Source organism: Terriglobia bacterium (genome assembly GCA_020072815.1).
Lineage (GTDB): Bacteria > Acidobacteriota > Terriglobia > Terriglobales > Acidobacteriaceae > Angelobacter.
This window is the reverse complement of record JAIQGE010000001.1, coordinates 500129-518865: the sequence shown is the minus strand read 5'-3', so window position 1 is coordinate 518865 and position 18737 is coordinate 500129. Positions and strand designations below refer to the sequence as shown.

At 59.4% G+C, this 18737-nt stretch carries 17 protein-coding genes; 8 read left to right on the top strand and 9 right to left on the bottom strand.

Annotated elements, in window-relative coordinates; genetic code table 11:
• The first annotated feature begins 5 nt into the window (after positions 1-5).
• From LAO20_02270 to LAO20_02255, 4 genes are all read left to right on the top strand, one after another.
• Positions 6-212 carry a hypothetical protein gene (locus LAO20_02270; GenBank protein ID MBZ5530232.1) on the top strand — a complete coding sequence of 69 codons (207 nt, stop codon included), beginning with the start codon at positions 6-8 and terminating at the stop codon, positions 210-212.
• A gap of 524 nt (positions 213-736) precedes the next feature.
• A complete protein-coding gene (locus LAO20_02265; protein MBZ5530231.1) occupies positions 737-1585 on the top strand; it encodes a hypothetical protein in 849 nt (282 codons plus the stop codon).
• A 95-nt stretch (positions 1586-1680) separates the two neighbouring features.
• Positions 1681-2310: a cation transporter gene (locus tag LAO20_02260; protein MBZ5530230.1), complete on the top strand. Its 630-nt coding sequence runs from the start codon at positions 1681-1683 to the stop codon at positions 2308-2310.
• A gap of 71 nt (positions 2311-2381) precedes the next feature.
• The gene (locus tag LAO20_02255) at positions 2382-3236 is read left to right on the top strand and encodes a transglutaminase-like domain-containing protein (protein MBZ5530229.1); all 855 of its coding nucleotides are present in this window, start codon (positions 2382-2384) and stop codon (positions 3234-3236) included.
• Between the two features lie 19 nt (positions 3237-3255).
• Here LAO20_02255 and LAO20_02250 read toward each other — a convergent pair whose 3' ends face one another.
• Both LAO20_02250 and LAO20_02245 read right to left on the bottom strand, forming a co-directional pair.
• Positions 3256-3810: a hypothetical protein gene (locus LAO20_02250; GenBank protein MBZ5530228.1), complete on the bottom strand. Its 555-nt coding sequence runs from the start codon at positions 3808-3810 to the stop codon at positions 3256-3258.
• A complete protein-coding gene (locus tag LAO20_02245) occupies positions 3807-4076 on the bottom strand; it encodes a hypothetical protein (GenBank protein MBZ5530227.1) in 270 nt (89 codons plus the stop codon). The genes LAO20_02250 and LAO20_02245 overlap by 4 nt, the downstream gene beginning before the upstream one ends.
• Before the next feature lie 100 nt (positions 4077-4176).
• Between LAO20_02245 and LAO20_02240 the strand changes: the two genes are divergently transcribed.
• Positions 4177-4590 (top strand): secondary thiamine-phosphate synthase enzyme YjbQ, encoded by a 414-nt coding sequence (locus tag LAO20_02240; GenBank protein MBZ5530226.1) that lies wholly within the window; start codon positions 4177-4179, stop codon positions 4588-4590.
• A gap of 10 nt (positions 4591-4600) precedes the next feature.
• Here the strand turns inward: LAO20_02240 and LAO20_02235 are convergent, their stop codons facing one another.
• Positions 4601-6028, bottom strand: coding sequence for a response regulator (locus tag LAO20_02235; protein MBZ5530225.1), 1428 nt, complete (start codon positions 6026-6028; stop codon positions 4601-4603).
• A gap of 406 nt (positions 6029-6434) precedes the next feature.
• Between LAO20_02235 and LAO20_02230 the strand changes: the two genes are divergently transcribed.
• Positions 6435-7925: an aldehyde dehydrogenase family protein gene (locus tag LAO20_02230; protein ID MBZ5530224.1), complete on the top strand. Its 1491-nt coding sequence runs from the start codon at positions 6435-6437 to the stop codon at positions 7923-7925.
• Positions 7926-7946: 21 nt separating this feature from the next.
• Here the strand turns inward: LAO20_02230 and LAO20_02225 are convergent, their stop codons facing one another.
• Positions 7947-9650: a D-aminoacylase gene (locus LAO20_02225; GenBank protein MBZ5530223.1), complete on the bottom strand. Its 1704-nt coding sequence runs from the start codon at positions 9648-9650 to the stop codon at positions 7947-7949.
• Positions 9651-10238: 588 nt separating this feature from the next.
• Here LAO20_02225 and LAO20_02220 point away from each other — a divergent pair.
• Complete coding sequence (locus tag LAO20_02220; GenBank protein MBZ5530222.1) at positions 10239-12476, top strand: HAMP domain-containing protein; 2238 nt, start codon at positions 10239-10241, stop codon at positions 12474-12476.
• Entirely contained in the window at positions 12469-13824 is a 1356-nt protein-coding gene (locus tag LAO20_02215; GenBank protein MBZ5530221.1) for a sigma-54 dependent transcriptional regulator, read from the top strand. Before LAO20_02220 ends, LAO20_02215 begins: the two co-directional genes overlap by 8 nt.
• 1050 nt (positions 13825-14874) lie before the next feature.
• Here LAO20_02215 and LAO20_02210 read toward each other — a convergent pair.
• From LAO20_02210 to ybeY, 5 genes are all read right to left on the bottom strand, one after another.
• Complete coding sequence (locus LAO20_02210) at positions 14875-15213, bottom strand: hypothetical protein (protein MBZ5530220.1); 339 nt, start codon at positions 15211-15213, stop codon at positions 14875-14877.
• Between the two features lie 68 nt (positions 15214-15281).
• The gene (locus tag LAO20_02205; GenBank protein ID MBZ5530219.1) at positions 15282-15701 is read right to left on the bottom strand and encodes a hypothetical protein; all 420 of its coding nucleotides are present in this window, start codon (positions 15699-15701) and stop codon (positions 15282-15284) included.
• A 199-nt stretch (positions 15702-15900) separates the two neighbouring features.
• Positions 15901-16818, bottom strand: a complete 918-nt coding sequence (era, locus tag LAO20_02200) for a GTPase Era (protein MBZ5530218.1) — start codon at positions 16816-16818, stop codon at positions 15901-15903.
• A complete protein-coding gene (locus LAO20_02195) occupies positions 16818-18095 on the bottom strand; it encodes a hemolysin family protein (protein MBZ5530217.1) in 1278 nt (425 codons plus the stop codon). The genes era and LAO20_02195 overlap by 1 nt, the downstream gene beginning before the upstream one ends.
• Entirely contained in the window at positions 18092-18673 is a 582-nt protein-coding gene (gene ybeY, locus LAO20_02190; GenBank protein MBZ5530216.1) for an rRNA maturation RNase YbeY, read from the bottom strand. The genes LAO20_02195 and ybeY overlap by 4 nt, the downstream gene beginning before the upstream one ends.
• Between the last annotated feature and the right edge of the window lie 64 nt (positions 18674-18737).

Below are 18737 nucleotides of genomic sequence, written 5' to 3'. Positions count from 1 at the left end.
CCACCATGATGAATATTTCGCGTTGCTCCTTGGTTCAAAACCGGCGCCGGTCGTTGGCGCCGGATCAACCCGGTGGACCGGCAGTGGCTGGTCGTGGGGTTTCACGCCCAACATCGGTGGTGGTCGCTATCTTTGTGGCCATGGTGGTGCTGTCAGCGATTGCCGTGGTTGTCCTGAGGGCCATTGGTTCTGACTTGGGCCCGCTCAAATAGAGCGGGGGCCAGAGGAGGCTCCAGGATCCGCACAAAAAGCCAGCAAAAGCGCAAAGTTAGTTGCGCCCGCGATTTTGCCCTTTACTTTCGTCCCAGTTTCGCCTAAAATAGGTTCCGATTCCTTGCTCTGGCCATGGCCAGGGGGCAAAGAATGAAACTGGGCGCAACGGAATATTCCGTTGCGTTTTGCGTTTTAAAGAGGAGGAGGGAGAACTTTAACCACAGAAGGGCACAGAGGAACACGGAGGGCAGATCAGCAGAATCCGCTCAAAACCCACGCCAAATTGGGATGAGTCGCGTAAAGCCTTTTAGATATTGGGATGGACGGAGAGGGGGAGGGTAGATCGCACGTGATCGCCGGAATCGCAACGTGATCGGAAACCAAGAAACCACCGCCGAGGTCGGCGGCGCCACAAGGGTAGGGTTGGGATGAGTCCTGTAAGCTCTTTAGAATGCTAGTCGAGGGTAAGGGGTGGGGGGCTACGAGATTGCCGAAATCTTCAACATTGGGTTGGGGTTTGAGAGTGGCGGCGCTCAAAACCAGCAGCGTGGTAATTGGCTTATGCCTCTTTACGGGCGTCGGGGACGGGTGTTTCGCGCAACCCGCGTCGCAAACCAGATCGCAACCCGTCGGGGAAACCGCATCGGAAACGGTCGCCCACGAGGTTCCGGAGGCGAATCCCGCGCGGCCCACCGTGGCCACGCCCGCCACGCTCACGCCCGTGGGCTATCTGCAATTTGAAAACGGCGTGCTCTATGCCACCGGGTTTCCGGGATTCTCCAGCCGGATGGGCGCCAATCAGGTCACCAAGCTGACGGTGCATCCTCGCCTGGAATTTCTGGTGCAGAGCGAGCCGTTTGTGCACAGCGGACTGGGGCCGGTCAGACAGTTCGATCCCGGTGACGTGCTGGCGGGATTTCAAGCGGTGCTGTTTCCAGGGGAGAAAGCCAAGCCCACCGTCGCTGTGAGCTATTTCAAGCATGTGTACGCGGGCTCGGCGCCTGATATTGACATCGGCACGCCCGAGCACAGTTTGCTGCTGCTCATCAGCAACGATATGTTCGGGTTCCACTTTGACATCAACGGCTGGTTCAACGAGCAAAAAGACGACCGCGTGCGTCGGGCCCAGTTTGGACAGACCGTGTCCATCTCGCATCCCCTAAAGAAGTTCACCATCGCCACTGAACTTTGGCACTTTACCCAGCCGCTGACGCGCGGCAATGCCGTGGGGAGCCTGTGGTGCATCTCGTATCCGGTCCGCAAGAACCTGGTGGTGGACGCCGGGTTCAACCGCGGACTAACTGGCAGCTCCGTCACTTGGCAGGGCTTTGCCGGGTTCACATATTTGCTGCCGCACAAGTTGTGGAAGTAAGAGCTTTGCCAGCTGCCGCATTCGCCGGATGACGTTGCAGGCGCCGGCGGCATTTCCGCCATGAGTTTTCGGCGACGCAAGCTACAATTGGCCTGATGGCGTTGCCCACCACCCCGACTCTGCTTCCCGTGGTGACTGCGGAGCAGAGGTATGCCGCGGTCCGCGTGCTGCAGTGGATCAGCGTGGCGTGGATGTCGGTTGAGGTGCTGGTATCCGTGATTGCCGGAGCCCGGGCGCACAGCGTGGCGCTGCTGGGGTTCGGCGGCGACAGCGCGATTGAACTGGCGTCAGCGATGGTGGTGCTTTTTCGCTTCACCGGCACGTGGCTGAGTGAGCGCCGGGCCGCCAAGATCGCGGCGCTCTTGCTGTTCGTGCTGGCGGCCTTCATCGTCGCCACCTCAAGCCTGTCTTTGCTGGGGCTGGGGCCGCAACCCACGCCCAGCTATCTGGGAATCTTGCTGCTGCTGGCTGCCGCGGTGGTGATGCCCTGGCTGGCACGGCGAAAAAGAAAACTGGCGCAGGAAACCGCCAGTTCCGCGCTGGCAGCTGACGCGGTGCAAAGCTCGCTGTGCGCATGGATGTCCTGGATTGCGCTGGGAGGGCTGGCGCTAAATTCGCTGTTTGCGATTCCGTGGGCCGATCCCGCTGCCGCCCTGCTGCTGACGCCTATCATTCTCAAAGAGGGCCGTGAGGCCTGGCGAGAGAAGGCGTGCCATTGCTGTTGAGGTGAAGAACGAGGCCGGGCGCCGGCTGCTTCGAGCAGAAAATACCGGGCGCGGCTTGCAAGGATTTTGACGTGATATCGCGTTGCAGTCCGGAAGTGGTGCAGGCTTTCACTGAGCTGGTGCGCGCAGAAATTGACGACGAGCGCATTGACCTGCTGCGGGCGGCGCTGACCTTTGCCCGCATTGAATATCCGCAACTCAAGCCCGAGCCTTACATTCGCCGCGTGGAAGAGCTGGCGCAGCGGGTAGCGGCCCAGGTGCAGGTAACAGGCGATCCGGAGCAGTCCATTGCCGCTCTCAACCGCGTGCTCTACCAGGAAGAAATGTTCCGCGGCAATACCGTGGACTATTACAGCCCGCTGAACTCGTTCATCAATGACGTACTGGACCGCCGCCTGGGTATTCCCATTTCGCTGGCGCTCATCTATATGGAAGTGGGCCAGCGCGCCGGATTTCCTCTGCTGGGCGTGGGCATGCCCGGACATTTCCTGGTTAAGCACTACGACGTCAGCGGCCGGGCAACGCTCATTGACGCCTTTGAGCGCGGCCTGATCGTCACCGAAGAAGATTGCCGCCAGAGGATCAAGAACGTCACCGCCGGGCAAGCGGCGCTCCAGCCGGAGTTCCTGCACAGTGTGACCAAACGCCAGATGCTCACACGCATGCTCAACAATCTGCGCACCATCTACATGGCGCGGCGCGACCTGAAGCGCGCCGTGCAGGTGGTGGACCTGATCCTGGTGATCTATCCGCGCTCGCCGGAAGATGTGAAGCAGCGCGCCGTCTTGCGTTACAACCTGGACGATCTGGGCGGCGCGGTGGCGGATTTTGAAGACTACGGCAAGATGTCGCCCGACGCCTCCGACGCGGAAGAGATCAAGCAGACAGCGCTGTCCTTGCGCCGCCAGATGGCCAGGTTGAACTGATCTTCGCGGTTCCCCGCCGTCATTTCGTGGCGGCTCGGTTCTTTAGATAGTCCTCAATCGCCTTTTGCCAGTGCGGCCCAGACTTAGCGTCCGACTCGCCCTGCTGGCGAACGTGGTCATTCAGCGCAGGCGAGAGCGCGGTGCGCTCGTAGGTAACCGCTACGTGCGTTGCAGAAGCTCCGCTCGCGGCCAGGCGAATGTCAATCAGCACGGCCATGGCATCGGGAATGACGTAGGTGTACTGAATGTGGCCGTTTTCAAAATCCAGTGCGGTGTTGACCCAGGTGCTGGTGTGGGCGCCGTGCTGGATGGTGAAGACTTCTCCCGGCTTGTCTTCTATCGGCGCCGACTGCGGATAGATAAACTGCGGGTCCCAACCTTCCGCCCAGGCGCGTTCGCGATGCGCGCCGAAGAGCGGCGCCACCACGTTTTGCGGAGCATTCACCGTGAAGTCAAAGCTGTTGCGCACGTGCAGCGGCTGCGTCTTGTACTCGGAAGTCTGGGGCTTGGAGGCCTGGGACGCGGCCGTTGCGGCCACGAATCCCAAAGTGATGGCGAAGGTTGACAGAATCATTTGCGACGCTCCTTGAGCTGGTGGCTGTCCGCGGCCCGCAGCGTCAGCCCGTAGATTTTCTTGAACTGTTCGATTTCCTTGAGGGTGTCCGGAGAGAACGGCGCCTTGCCTTCAAACGCGTGAAGCACGATGCCCTCCAGCAGGTCGCCCAGGGTCATGTCTTTCAGTTCGGCCACGGCCTTCAGGACCTTGAGCAGCCTCTTCTCCAGGCGCACGCCGGTCTGGGCGCGCTCCACTTCCACAAATTGCTTGGGTGGCGATGTCATATGTACCAATGTACTAAAATACCAAGATAATGTCAAACGCAAGGCCTGGCGACCTGCGACTCATTTACACTGCCTCGGAAATGGAATGGGGGAAGCACGGATGAAATTCCACGCCGATTACCTGACTTTCAACACCCGGCACCATCGCGAGTACGTGCACATCACGCCGCAGGTGGAGAAGATTGTGCAAGCCAGCGGGGTAAGCAACGGGCTGGCGCTGGTTTCCGCCATGCACATCACAGCGGGGGTCTATGTGAATGACAATGAACCTGGGCTGATTCATGACATTGACTCCTGGCTGGAAAAGCTGGCGCCGTTCCATGAAGAGTACCTGCACCACCACACCGGCGAAAACAACGGCGACTCACACCTGAAGGCGATTCTGGTGCATCACCAAGTGATCTTGCCCATCAGCCAGGGTCGTCTGGTGCTGGGCACGTGGCAGCGGGTTTTTTATGCGGAGTTTGACGGGCAGCGGTCCAAGCGCGTGGTGGTGGCCGTAATGGGTGAGTAGAGTAACCGCCCTACTGCGTGACGCCAGACTTCCCGGCATGGGGCTGCAACAACGCAGGAAGCCGCAAGGTCATCTCCGGGACATTTTCCTGAAAAGCAAGAACTCCGCCGATGGAAGAGACCATTTCTTCCACGTGCGGCAACTCCTTGGCAAAGATAGTGCGGACGTCCTGCAGCGCTTCCGGCTTTCCGTCACTGGGTTTCCAGCGGAAGTCCAAATGGCACCGGCCGTCCACGAAGGTGGAGGAAACCGCAAGCACCAGCGGCCGGGTGTTGCGGCCGACCAGTTTACTGATGGTAAGGGCCAGGAACTGGCGCAGCACCGGGCTGCTGGTCACCTGAAGAGAGTTGTCCCATTGGCGGTCCAGGCTGAGCAATCCTGAATGCAGAAGGACACTGAAGTCGTTAAAGATGTCATTGAGCAAGCTATCCAGTGGCGTCCAGGGTCCGGTGGGAAGGGGCGATTCCCGCACCATGCCGGAAATTCCTTTGGCCAGCGCGATGGCGCGGTCGGCTTGTTGCTCGATGTTCCTGATGTCCGCGGCCTGGTCTGCGACGGCGCCTTTGCGGAGTGCCAGCACTTCCAGAAAACAGCGGATGCTGGTGAGCGGTTGTGCCAGATCGTGGGACACGGAGTGCACCAGGGCGCGCAACGGACTTTGCTGCAAAGACGAGCTTTCTGTATCGCCAAACGTTCCCGGTAAATTCGGGTCATGGGCCGCGGAGTGGCCGGAATCGTACAAAGTGCGGCCGGCCGCCCCGCCGTTCACCGGCCGTCCCAGGCGGTATCCCGCTCCGCGCACCGTGTAGATCAGCTTGGGTTCGTTGCCGGAGTCAACCTTCTTGCGCAGGTAGTTAACGTAAACGTCAACAAGGTTGCTGTCCGTGCCGGATTCTCCTCCCCAGCATTCCTTGAGAAGTTCGCTACGATGTACGGTCTCCCCGGCGCGGCGAAGGAGCAGGTGGAGCATGTCAAACTCCTTGGGAGTCAGCTTAATTTCCATCTTGCCGCGATGTACTTTGTGCGTAACCGGGTCCAAGTCCAGATTTTCCACCCGCAACACGCTGAGGGAAGGGTCAGTCTTGCGCCGCAGGAGGGCACTGGTCCGCGCCGCCAATTCCTGGAAAGAAAACGGTTTGGTGATGTAGTCGTCAGCCCCGAGGTTGAAGGACTGGATGCGGTCAGAAACGCGGTTGCGCGCGCTGAGCACGATGACGGGCGTTTCCAGGCCTTCTGAGCGCAAGCGCTCCAGCAGTTCGAGGCCATCGGTCTGGCCAAAATTCAGGTCCAAAATGATGAGCTGGTAGTTTTGCCGCTGGAGCTCGGCCAGGGCCGCCTGTTCGTCCAGCGCGGTGTGTACAGAATAACCTTCAGATTCCAGCGACCTGGAAAGGAAATTCGCTAGTTGGGCGTCATCATCGGCCAGAAGAATAGACATGGCCACCTTCCTTACATTAAAGAGGGTCCTACGCAAAACAAAATGGCGTCTCGCCAGAAGAATACTTTAGATATTAATTAAAGCTATACACTTCTGAGTAAAAACCGTGGAAGACCTGAGCTAAGGTTCCATTTTGGAACTATAGCAATCTATTTTAGACCACGATTCATCCTTTAGGGCGCTCCTAAATTATTCCTTAAAAACTTCTGCTTACACGCGGAAGCCCGTGCGACGAGGCGGTAGCGCTCATTTTTTCAGGGCCAGTGTTATCATTGCTTTGCGCGTACCGGGCGAAGCGCTGAAACCGCTTGCCGGACGCAGTCACCGCGTGAGCCTCTTTCTGAGGCCGGCGTAATCCTGATACGATAACCAGTTTGATCTCTGGAAAGGCAGCCATCCGTAACGCATGTCGGCAAAAACCTATAAGAACCTGATCGGCGGCGAGTGGGTAGAATCCCGCAGCGGCCAAACCTACGAAAACCTTAATCCCGCCGATACCCGCGACGTTATCGGGGTGTTTCAGCGTTCGGACAAACGCGACGTGGATGACGCGGTTTCCGCCGCTGCGCTGGCCTTTGACCGGTGGCGGCTCACGCCGGCGCCCAAACGCGCGGAGATCATCTATCGCGCGGGCCAGATTCTGCTGGAGCGCAAGGAAGATTATGCCCGCGACATGACGCGAGAGATGGGCAAAGTCCTCAAAGAGACCCGGGGCGACGTTCAGGAGGCCGTGGATACCGCCTTCTACATGGCGGGCGAAGGCCGCCGCCTGTTCGGCGCCACCGTGCCCTCGGAACTGCCAAACAAATTTGCCATGGCCGTGCGCGTGCCCGTGGGCGTATGCGGCATGATTGCTCCGTGGAACTTTCCCATGGCCATCCCGTCGTGGAAACTTTTGCCGGCGCTGGTCTGCGGGAACACATGCGTGATCAAGCCCGCGGAAGATACGCCGCTTTCCACCTTCAATCTGGTGAAAGCCCTGACCGACGCCGGCCTGCCCAAAGGCGTGATCAACATTGTGACCGGGTTCGGACCGGACGCCGGCGCGCCCATCGTGGAGCATGCAAAAGTAAATGCGGTTTCCTTTACCGGATCGAGCGAGGTGGGGCGGACCATTGGCGAAGTGGCGGCCCGCGGCTTTAAACCGTGCTCGCTGGAGATGGGCGGCAAGAACGCCATCATCGTGCTAGACGACGCCAACCTTGATCTGGCGCTGGAAGGCGTGCTGTGGGGCGCCTTCGGCACCACCGGCCAGCGATGCACCGCGGCCAGCCGGGTGATCGTGCAAAAAGGCGTGTATCGCCAGTTCGCCGACCGGCTGATCTATCGCGCACAAAGGCTGAAAGTCGGCAACGGCCTGGATGAAACGGTGGAAGTGGGCCCGCAGATCAACGAGCAGCAGGTGGCCACCACGGAGAAGTACGTCCAGATCGGCAAAGGCGAAGGCGCCAAGCTGGAAGCCGGCGGCAAGGCGCTGAACAAGCCGGAACACGCGTACGGCTGGTTCTTTGAGCCCACGGTCTTCACGGACGTGGACGGCAAAATGCGCATTGCCCAGGAAGAAATCTTTGGCCCGGTCATCAGCGTGATCCCGTGCGAAAGCTTTGAGAACGCGATTGAGATTGCCAACGGGGTGAACTACGGGCTCTCGTCTTCGATCTACACCAAGGACGTGAACCGCGCGTTCCGCGCCATGCGCGACATCAACGCGGGCATCACCTACGTGAACGCGCCGACGATTGGCGCGGAAGTGCATCTGCCGTTCGGCGGTGTGAAATCCACGGGCAACGGGCATCGCGAAGGCGGCCTGGGCGCCGTTGACTTCTATACGCAGTGGAAGGCGATCTACGTGGATTACTCGGACAAATTGCAGCGCGCGCAGATAGACACCGAGTAGTCCTGACTCCCTTCGGGCGATCTACTTTGAGTATCCCGGTCCGCGCATGACTTTCCCGGGACGCGCGCCAGTGGCTTTGCCGGCGTCAATCACCAGTACGCCATTCACCAGGACGTATTGCATTCCTTCAGAAAGCTGATTGGGACTTTCGAAGGTTGCGCGGTCAGTGATGGTTTGCGGATCAAAGACCACGACGTCCGCCCACATTCCGGCCTTGAGAACGCCGCGGTCCGTCAGACGCATCCTCTGCGCGGGCAGCGCGGCAAATTTCCGGATGGCTTCTTCCAGCCGCAACTTTTTCTCTTCGCGCACGTACTTGCGCAGGATGCGCGGAAAAGTTCCGTAGGCGCGGGGGTGCGGATGCTCCTGTCCCAGCAGGCCGTCCGGGGCGGTGCCTTGTGAATCGTTGTCCACGGAAACCCAGGGCTGGGTGAGCGCCAAGGCCACGTCCGGTTCGGACATGCCGAAGACAGCAACTTCAGTGAATGTTTTGTCTTCAATCAGCAGGTCGAAGATGGTATCAATGGGGTCCTTGCCCCACATCTTCGCGATCTGGGCGATGGTCTTGCCCTGGAGCGGCAGCAGCTTGGGGTTTTGTACGACGCTGACCAGGATGGCTTCGGGGCCGGGAATTTCCTGCCACTCGTTGTCCCATTCGGTGGTGGGCGTTTCCATGTCCTTGCGGATGCGCGCGCGCATGGCCGGGGCGCGAAGACGCTCCAGCAGCTTGGCGTCACCACCGTCGTGCGCCCAGGGCGGGATGAATGCGGAAAAAGAATTGAACCACGCGGGATAAGCGTAGGTGTTGGCGCTGATGTCCACGCCGGACTCGCGTGCCTTTTCAATGTGAGCGACGATTTCCGGCATGCGTCCCCAATTGGGTTTGCCGGCGGCCTTGAGATGCCAGATCTCGACCGGGATTTTTGCTTCACGGCCAATGCGGATGGCTTCATCGAGAGCAGCGGTGATGGCATCGCCTTCACTGCGCATGTGCGTGGCATAGACGCCGCCGAACTTTGCGGCCTCAGCAGCCAGGGCGATCAGTTCCTCGGTGGTGGCGTAGGGCGCTGGCGCGTATTGCAGTGAAGTGGAAACGCCCACGGCGCCGTCGCGCATGGCGTCGCGCACCAGGGCTTTCATCCGTTCCAGCTCCGCCGGACTGGGCGCACGATTGTCATCGCCCAGGACCATCCTTCGTACCTGCGTGACGCCAACATAGCTGCCCAGGTTGATGCCCATGCCTTGTTTTTCCAGGCGGGCAAAGTACTGGCGGAAGGTCCGCCAGTCGGGCGTGATCTTGAGATGGTCATAGGTCACCTGGTCGGCCTTGATGATGGCGTCATTCAACGGCGCGGCCGAACCGCCTTCTCCGGTGAACTCGGTGGTGATGCCCTGAAAAATCTTGGAAGGAAGCTGGGGATTTACCAGGATGGTCAGTTCAGACTGCCCCAGCATGTCAATGAACCCCGGAGCCACGACCATGCCGCGAGCGTCAATGGTCCGCGTGGACGCGGCGGACGCCAGGGTGCCGATGGTCGCGATTCTTCCGTCGCGAATGCCCAGGTCGCCGGAGTACCACGGCGAACCCGTGCCATCAATGATGTGGCCGTTGCGGATGATCACGTCGAACGGCTGTTTGTCTTTGTTTTGGGCAGAGCCAGGTAGGGCGGGGCTCGCGATAACGAGGGCGGTGAAAAGAGTTACCAGAAGTCTTGCCTTGAGCATGGTCTTCTCCGGGAGAGCGACTTCGAGACAGGCTCGCGCATATTAACAGTTTGTAATTGGAGTTTCGAGGTATCCTCTCTTTGCGGGAATCAGGATATGCCTCAATTGTTGATTTATCTCTACGTAGCTGTGTGTTTGGTCCTTGTGGGAGCGGCATTCCGCCTGCTTTATGTTTGGCGCAAAGGCGCGCAGCTAAGAGGAATCGCGCGCGCGCAGAACTGGCCGGCAGCCGACGGCGTGCCGACAGCGGAGAAGCCAGTGAAGCCGGCAGGGCGTGGATCGGCAGGCGGATTGTGGTCCGGTTTAACCAGGACAAACCTCAGGAGTCGCGCTTTCTGCAGGTTGATGGTGCACCAGGCAAATCGCGCATTCCGGCAGGACTTTCCAGCGAGCCCTACATTGCAGGGCTTTCGCTGAAAATGAATCGTCAGCCGTAAGATTGCCGTCAAAAACACGAATAAATTTGCATCACTCCTTATCGTTGACGGCTCCAGCTAGAATGCAAGCCTGCAAATGGAAGCGGGCCTTATAATTGGGCCAGTGCTCACCTCCGGACCGCCCGCGCGCCCGGCGTGAGTTAAGACAGAAGTGGCCGCACCCAATCCAGATTCGCCCAAGACTTCGCGCCCAGTTTCACTGCGGCGCATCGTGCTCATCCCGCTGGCGCTGGGCATCGTCGTGCTTTTTGGATTGGTTTTCTCCCAGCAAGCCTTCAACCTCAAACAACTGGAGCCGGATTCAGCGCAGCAAACGCTGGTGCTGCTGGCGCTCTCCGCCCTGGTTTTCCTGCTGCTGGTGGTGCTCACATTTGTCCTGTTCCGTAACCTGGTCAAACTTTACGCGGAGCGGCGGCTGGGAGTGCTGGGCTCGCATTTTCGCACGCGCATGGTGCTGGGAGCGCTGGCGCTGTCGTTTGCTCCGGCGCTGGTGATGTTCATGTTCTCTTACGGGCTGATGAACCGCTCCATTGACAAATGGTTCTCCACCCCGGTGAACGAACTGCAGCAGGACTCCGGACGCGTGGCCAAGCTGCTGGCCGATTACGCCGGCGACAACGCGCACCAGGAGGCGGTGGAGATCGCGCAGTCGGCTGACGTGCAGCATGCGTTTGAGACCGCCAACTACACCGGCGTGCTGCATGAGTTTCGCCGCCACCAGCCCACGCTGCAGGGAGGATTTGCCCTGGCCATAGCGGACGGCACGGCGGTGGCCAGCGTCAACCTTCCCCGGCCCTGGCCTACGCTGCAGCGTGACCTGCCGGTTTTGGCGCAGGTGGAAGGCGGTTGGCAAAAGTGGAATTACCACGACAGGGAATACATCCTGGCCATGGCGGCGGCCGGCGACAAAGGCAGCATCATGGTGGGGCTGCCGTTGCCTCCGAATTTCTCGCCTACGCTGGAGCAGATCAACCAGAACCAGAAGAACTATCTTGCCCTGAGCCGCGAGAGCAAGCGGATTCGCGGGTTGTGGATGCTCCTGCTCACCCTGCTGACGGTGCTCGTGCTGTTTGTCGCCACTTGGACGTCACTGTTCGTGGCCCGGCTGGTTACGCGGCCGGTGGAAGCCCTGGCGGAAGCCACCCGCGAAATTTCGCTCGGCCATCTGGAACATCGCGTGGAGGTCTCCGCGGCGGACGAACTGGGCGAACTGGTGGCGTCTTTCAACCGCATGGCCGCGGAGCTGGAATCCAGCCGCAAAAAGATTGACGACTCGGCGCGCGCCTTGACGGCAACCAACACCGAACTGGACCAGCGCCGCCGCCATATTGAAACCATTTTGGAGAGCATTCCCACCGGCGTGCTCTCGCTGGGGCCGGAGCAGCGCGTCACCCACAGCAACATGGCCTTCCAACGCATGTTCCAGCCGCAGGGCGGCGCGCCCCTGGTGGGTTCCAGCCTGCAGCATATCTTCCCGCCGGACGTGGCTTCTGATCTGGAGCACCTTTTGCGACGGGCTGACCGCATGACGGTGACCGCCGCCCAGTTTGAGATTCCGGTGGACAAAGACAAGATCAACGCCAGCGTGACCGTGTCGTCGGTGCAGCACGGGAAGCAGCGGCTGGGCTACGTGATCGTGTTTGAAGATTTCAGCGAACTGCTCAAGGCGCAGAAAGAAGCCGCGTGGCGCGAGGTGGCGCGCCGCGTCGCCCACGAAATCAAGAACCCGCTCACGCCGATTGCGCTGTCCGCGGAGCGCATCCGCCGCCACCTGGAGCGCGGCGCCAAGCCGGAAGAGGCGTCGCTGGCGGTGATCAACGGTTGCGCGGAGACCATCACCGAAGCGGTACAGACGGTGCGAGCGCTGGTGGATGAATTTTCGTCGCTGGCGCGTTTTCCCGCAGCCCAGCCGCGGCCGTCGGACATCAATGAAATTGTCGAGAGCACCCTGGCCATGTTCAACGGCCGGCTGGACGGCATCCGCGTGGAGAAGCAGCTGGACTCCGGCCTGCCCCTGGCCATGGCCGATCCGGACGCCATCAAGCGCGCGCTGGCCAACCTGATTGATAACGCCGCGGAAGCCATGAAGGACTCGCTGGTGCGGGAAATTCATATCACCACAACTTTGCTGGAAGACCATGACGCGCTGGAAGTGATGATTGCCGATACCGGCCACGGCATTAACCGCGACATGAAAGAGAAACTTTTCCTGCCTTATTTTTCCACCAAGAAGCGCGGGACCGGCCTGGGCCTGGCGATTGTGCGGCGCATTGTGGAAGACCATCGCGGCAACGTTCGCGTAGAGGAGAACAAACCGGCGGGCGCCAAGTTCATCGTTGAACTTCCTTTGGCCGGCGAAGTGACGCTGGCGGAGGCCCGGAATGCATAGCATTCTGGTGGTCGACGACGAACGCGATATCCGCGAATCTCTCAAGGGCATTCTGGAAGATGAAGGCTACAAAGTCCTGCAGGCCGAAAGCGGCGAAGCCTGCCTGGAAGAACTCAAGAAGCGCCCGTGCGAAGTTGTCCTGCTGGATATATGGCTGCCCGGAGTGGACGGCCTGGACACCCTGGAGCGCATTCGCCAGCTTCCGGCGGAAGACGCGCCGGAAGTAGTAATGATTTCCGGCCACGGCACCATTGAAACCGCCGTGCGCGCCACCAAGCTGGGCGCTTTTGACTTCCTGGAAAAACCACTATCGCTGGACAAAACGCTCATCGTGATCAAGAACGCGCTGGATGCGCACCGCCTGCGCCGCGAAAACTCCGAACTCAAGCGCCAGGTGCAGGCCAAGAGCGTGATCGCCGGGGAAAGCATCCCGATGAAAGCCTTGCGCCAGCAGATCACCATCATGGCGCCGACGAACGGCCGGGTGCTGATCTTCGGGGAATCGGGCACTGGGAAAGATTTGGTGGCGCACGCCATTCACGCGCAGAGCCTGCGCAAAGACAATCTGTTCGTCGAAGTGAACTGCGCGGCCATCCCGGAAGACTGGATTGAAAGCGAGCTGTTTGGCCATCGCAAAGGCGCTTTGCCCGGCGCGGCCGGCGACAAAGAAGGCAAGTTCGAAAAAGCCAGCGACGGGACGCTGTTTTTGGATGAAATCGGCGACATGAGCCTGAAGACGCAGTCCAAGGTGCTGCACGCGCTGGACGAAGGCAAGTTCACCCGCGTGGGCGACGACGAGCCGATCAAAGTGGACGTGCGGGTGATCGCCGCGACCAACAAAGACCTGGAAGAGGAAATCTCCAAAGGCAACTTTCGCGAAGACCTGTTCTACCGCCTGAACGTGATTCCGTTTTACGTGCCGCCGCTGCGCGAGCGCAAAGAAGACATCGCGCTGCTGGCGCGGCACTTCCTCAAAGAATTTTCCGCCGCGTACAGCCGCCGCCCGCGCGAAATCACCGCCGATGCGCTGGACGTGCTGGAACGCTACTCCTGGCCGGGCAACGTGCGCGAACTGCGCAACGTGATTGAGCGCCTGGTCATCATGAACCCCACCGTGCACAAGATCGAACGCAAGCATTTGCCGCCGCTGATGCATCGCGAAGGCAGCCGGACGAGCGCGGGGTTTTCCACGCTGCATCAGGCGCGCGCCGCCTACGAGCGCGACTACATCCTAAAGAAGCTGGACGAAAACCACGGAAACGTCAGCCGCACGGCGGAGGTGCTGGGCCTGGAGCGCAGCCATCTCTATAGGAAGATGAAGACCTTGGGGATAGCGGTGAAGGAATAGTTTGTTTCTTTATCCCGAAGCGGAGCGAGGGAACGCCTGCTTCGTGATAGCCACCCTTTAGGGCGATCCATCCCAATCGAATCTCACCACGGAAGCACGGAGCAGAGAATTCAAATCGCCAATCTTTGGCAATTGCGGCGATTCTGGCAATCTCCTTGGCCACCCCCCTTTCGCCAGGATGTGTTGCAAACAAAGGCCCAAACACATTCGACCGGCCGGTCACCGGCCGGTCACCGGTCGGTCATCGGCCGGTCACCGAACGGTAACCGCCCAGTCGAAGCCGCTCCGTCAAAGTCTGGTTTGCCTTGGCTATTTGCCAGTTGCTAATTGCTAGCTGCTGATTGTCAAAGACCCTGCGCACCTTGGCGCAGCTTCATCCTAGCGCAATTTCAGTAACGAATACAGTACGAAGTAGTACATCTTGACAAGAGGGTGTTGTGGAGGTGTTCGTTTCCGGACAGCGGACAGCCGGGCGCCATAAACATGCTTAGGTCAGGCTCACGCTGCTTGAGTCCCGCCAGGGACTCGCCGATGGTAGCCCGGTACGTCGCCGAGGCGAGCATCGTAGGCACTCGGATCGCAGTCGAATAGCGCGCAGGCTCATGGCTGCTCTTGCGCAATGACAATCGGGTTAGGAGACGCGACTTGGGCTCGCTTCGCGAGCTGTTCAGCAAAGTTCAGTGCATCGCGTTCTTCTTGCGCCCTGTTCTTGCATGGCATGTTATGGATGCGAGCGTGATGCTCTCGGTCAGAAAGGTCATACCGAACCTCCACAGCAATGCCTACGCTTGCAGCAGCTGTGTAGATATCCCTGACAAGAATGCTCACGGCTCCATGGTTTTCCCTTAGGTCTCTAACAGAATCGATCATCGTGAACCCCAAAGACATTCCGTCGGGGTGACGCGCTCCGTCTTTAAGGAATGCCCGATCTCGCACGCTGTCGCGATTGGGCTTGGAAAGGAAATTGGAACTACTGCAGCCTCTAAATAAGACGGTCTCTTCGGGAACTAGATCGCCCCTATTCTCAAAGTCTTGATCGCACATTTGAGGCTATACATACACCCATTCAACCCATTGTCTAAGCTGATCGCCCGTGGCACTGCGAATCATGTCGCACTGCACTTGTCCATCACGATCTTCCTCGTGATAAACGGAGAAGGTACGCCCGCCTGGAGCGAAAATAGCCTTCACTCGTTTCCCGATACGTCTATTTCCCCAAGTAACGTGGACTTCTCCCCAGTAAGGCTCAATTTCCATTTCCTGTTGCGCGGCATTCGGGATCGCATCGCCGATCGAATCGGCAACGCGGATCACAGTGAACTGATCGAGAACAGGTTCTCCCGGCTCATAGGCTCGAATTACCAGCAAATCCCTGGCAAACCTGTCCACCAACTCAGGGTATGCAAATATGACGCGCCTCTTTGTAGACGACGGAGCGCTCGGGATGCAGTGCGCACTCATTTCTTCACTTCACTTTCTTGAGACTTATCAACCTGCTGGGCAACGCTCGGTTGCAGAGCTTCAAGAACCTTCACTCGCTCATCCAGCCATCGCTGCAAAGCTCTTGCGGTATCCAAGGTCATTACCACGCTTACTTCTAATTCGCGCTCTACTCCGTCTTGGAGCTTCTTCTCTCCTGAAAGCTCCGGTCCTAGAGCTCCTTCGTCTGTAAGCGAATGGACGGTCGACACTGGCAACGCGGGGTGATCACTGTACAGCGAAAAAAACACATTCCCGTATGGAGTTATACCGCCATAAGCTCCATCAGCATGAATGACGCGGAAATGACTGCTTCGAACCCAGTTAAAACGTACTTTCGGATCATCTGCCATTTTTATTGAATAACCCAAGCGTTTGGGAATTTTCTGGCCCAGCACAAGAATTTGTCGTTCGCGACGCAGTGGGATGGATTGGCCGCATGGCCGTGCCGGACAAAGCAGATCGCATTCTTAAAGGATAGCACGATTGTCCGAAGCCTTGACGGTCAAAACCAGTCTTACGAGCCTCCGTATTCGGCGCTGTAAATGCTTGATTCTGCTATCACTTACACCATCGTCTACGTAGGTTTACGCTGTCCTACCTTCGCCAATCCAGCTCATCCACAAACGACGCTGACTCCCGCCAGCCGGCTTTTACCTTGACGAACAGTTCCAGGTAGACTTTCTTGCCGAGCAGATTTTCCAGTTCCATGCGCGCGGCCGTGCCTATCTCTTTCAGCTTCTGGCCGCCTTTGCCGATCAGGATGGCTTTTTGTCCATCGCGTTCGCAGAAGATGGCGGCGGCGATGCGCGTCAGCTTGGGCGTGTCCTCGTATCGCTCAACCACTACGGCGGTGGCGTAAGGAAGTTCCTTGGCGGTCTTGATCAGGACTTTCTCGCGGATGATCTCGCCGGCGATGACGCGCTCCGGTTGGTCCGTAAACTGGTCTTGCGGAAAATAGCGCGGGCCGACGGGCAGCGCGCGGATGACTTTGTCGGTCAGGACATCCAGGCCAACGCCCTTCATGGCGGAGATGGGAATAATCTCCTGAAAGTCATGCAGCTTGCTGTAATGCTCGATGATCGGCAGCAGTTTGTCTTTCTGCAAACGGTCAATTTTGTTGAGCAGCAGAAAGACCGGGCCGCCGGAGCGCTTGACGAGGTCGAGGACGTGCTGGTCGGCGAGGCCGACCTTGCCGGCGGCGTCAGCGGTTGTCACATCAACGATGAGCAGAATAATGTCGCGGCTTTCCAGCGCGGCGTGAATCTCTGACATCATCTTGCGGTTGAGACGGCTGTCCGGGCGATGCACTCCGGGCGTATCAATGAAGATGATTTGTCCCGCCTCGCGGCCTTTTTGGGCTTTCACATTCACCATGCCCTGTATGCGGGTGCGCGTGGTCTGCGGCTTCTCCGTGACGATGGCCACTTTCTCGCCGACCAGAGCATTGAGCAACGTGCTTTTGCCGGCGTTGGGCCGGCCGATGATGGAGACAAATCCGGAGTGAAAGGCCATTAGACCGCCGCCTGAGCCGGCTGCGGACCCGGTTGGGCGCGGCTGACGCGGACTTTATCCACTTTGCGGTCAGTGGATTCCAGGATTTCAAAACGCAGGGCTTCCTCTTCGATGACCTCGCCCGGCTGGGGAATGCGGCCAACCATCGCGCTGACCAGGCCTCCGACGGTGGTGGTGTCGCGCGGCTCCAGGCGCAGGTCGAAGAGGTCTTCGAGGCGTCCCACGTCCACGGTGCCTTTGATGACATAGGCGCTCTCGCCTTCGCGGACCACGTCATTGGAATCTTCATGTTCGTCGCGAATCTCGCCGACGATTTCTTCGACGAGGTCTTCCAGCGTGGCCAGGCCGGCGACGCCACCGTATTCGTCAATCACAATGGCCATGTGGATGTTTTCTTTCTGCATCTCGCGCAGCAGGGCGGAGGTCTTTTTGGTTTCCGGCACAAACAGCACGGGACGCATCATATGTTTCACCAGCGAGGTCTTGGCTTCGGTGTCGGCAATCTGGATGATGTCATGGGAAAGCGCCATGCCCTGGATCTGATCAATGTTGTCCACGTACACGGGAACGCGGGAGTGGGGTTTCTGGCGCAGCAGCGTGGTGAGCTCTTCAATGGTGGCGTCGGCGGGAACGGCAACGATGTCCGGACGCGGGGTCATGACTTCGCGCACGGTCTTGTCGCCAAACTCGACCACGGATTGGATGAGCTGGCGGTCACTCTCCTGCAGGATGCCTTCTTCCTGCCCGGCTTCAATCAGGGCGTCCACCGCTTCGGAAGGATGTTCCACTTGTTCGGGCTCATGCGGTTCGGCCAGCGCGGCCACGGAAAGCCCGAAGCCCAGCACCAGGGTGAAGGGCAGCATGATGTAGATGAGCAACTGGAGCAACAGGGCGAAGCGCACCAGCCATTCACCGCGCGTGCGGGTGAACAGGACGAAGGGCAGCAGGCGGTGGCAGACGATTACCACCAGAATGATGCCCACCGCCGCCTGGATGATCTCCGGGATGGTCCAGCGGAGGTCCACAAAGACCAGGTAGGCGATCAGCAGCGCGATGGCCGCGGTGCAGAGCTGGGTGAGCATGGCGAAGGCCAATGCGGCGCGCCCGCTGGCCGAGTGCAGGCGCGGCTCAACCCACTTGTCAAAGGCTTCAATGTTTTCCTGAAACTCACGCGAGAGGAATTTGCCGGACTCGGTGTACAGACGGTCCACGTATGAGACCAGCACCAGCAAGGCGCAGAGCAGAAGGATCGAGATGTAAACCAGCAGGATGCTCATCGCGGGCCCCTGCTTCTGCGTGGAGATGAAGCTTTCGCCCGGACACGCGGCGCGCGAGTTGCCGAAGAGCGTGCCGTGCGAGCGCGTGGCTTTGACGAGCGCGCGGCGAGCTTGCGGGCGCTGAGCGAGCGTTGAATCAAAGACCGTTGAAACAATGACCGCTGAATCAGAGAAGCAGGCAGCTTCAATCGCGCGCGCAAGCGGGCTTCTGTCTTTTCCATACGGCCGTTGTCGGTTTCATGGTCGTAGCCGGCCAGGTGCAGCATGCCGTGCAAGACCAGGATCTTGAGTTCGTCGGCGGTCTTGTGACCGTAGCGCGCGGCATTTTCGCGGGCGATATCGGCGGAGATGGCGATGTCGCCTCCGGCGAGGCCGCGAACATTGCGTTGCGGGAAGCTCAGCACGTCCGTGGGCTTGTCCTTGCGGCGAAAGCCGCGGTTTAAAGCCCGCAGACGGCGATTGCCAGAGATGAGCACGGCCACGTCACCCGGCACGCGGGCGAGCCGCTGCGCTTCGCGGGCGAAACGGGCCAAGGCCCGCTGGCTCACGCCGGCCACGGATTTTTCAAAAACAATCACAAAATCATCACAGGTTCAGAAAGCAAATCGGGAGGGCTTCTGACCGCCCTCCCGAGAAGATTCT

What these genes read in the sequence shown, in the direction of transcription:
- LAO20_02270 (MBZ5530232.1), top strand. Translation starts at nt 6, where the DNA reads ATGATGAATATTTCGCGTTGCTCCTTGGTTCAAAACCGGCGCCGGTCG.
- LAO20_02260 (MBZ5530230.1), top strand. Translation starts at nt 1,681, where the DNA reads ATGGCGTTGCCCACCACCCCGACTCTGCTTCCCGTGGTGACTGCGGAG.
- LAO20_02250 (MBZ5530228.1), bottom strand. Translation starts at nt 3,810, where the DNA reads ATGATTCTGTCAACCTTCGCCATCACTTTGGGATTCGTGGCCGCAACG.
- LAO20_02245 (MBZ5530227.1), bottom strand. Translation starts at nt 4,076, where the DNA reads ATGACATCGCCACCCAAGCAATTTGTGGAAGTGGAGCGCGCCCAGACC.
- LAO20_02240 (MBZ5530226.1), top strand. Translation starts at nt 4,177, where the DNA reads ATGAAATTCCACGCCGATTACCTGACTTTCAACACCCGGCACCATCGC.
- LAO20_02235 (MBZ5530225.1), bottom strand. Translation starts at nt 6,028, where the DNA reads ATGTCTATTCTTCTGGCCGATGATGACGCCCAACTAGCGAATTTCCTT.
- LAO20_02230 (MBZ5530224.1), top strand. Translation starts at nt 6,435, where the DNA reads ATGTCGGCAAAAACCTATAAGAACCTGATCGGCGGCGAGTGGGTAGAA.
- LAO20_02225 (MBZ5530223.1), bottom strand. Translation starts at nt 9,650, where the DNA reads ATGCTCAAGGCAAGACTTCTGGTAACTCTTTTCACCGCCCTCGTTATC.
- LAO20_02215 (MBZ5530221.1), top strand. Translation starts at nt 12,469, where the DNA reads ATGCATAGCATTCTGGTGGTCGACGACGAACGCGATATCCGCGAATCT.
- era (MBZ5530218.1), bottom strand. Translation starts at nt 16,818, where the DNA reads ATGGCCTTTCACTCCGGATTTGTCTCCATCATCGGCCGGCCCAACGCC.
- LAO20_02195 (MBZ5530217.1), bottom strand. Translation starts at nt 18,095, where the DNA reads ATGAGCATCCTGCTGGTTTACATCTCGATCCTTCTGCTCTGCGCCTTG.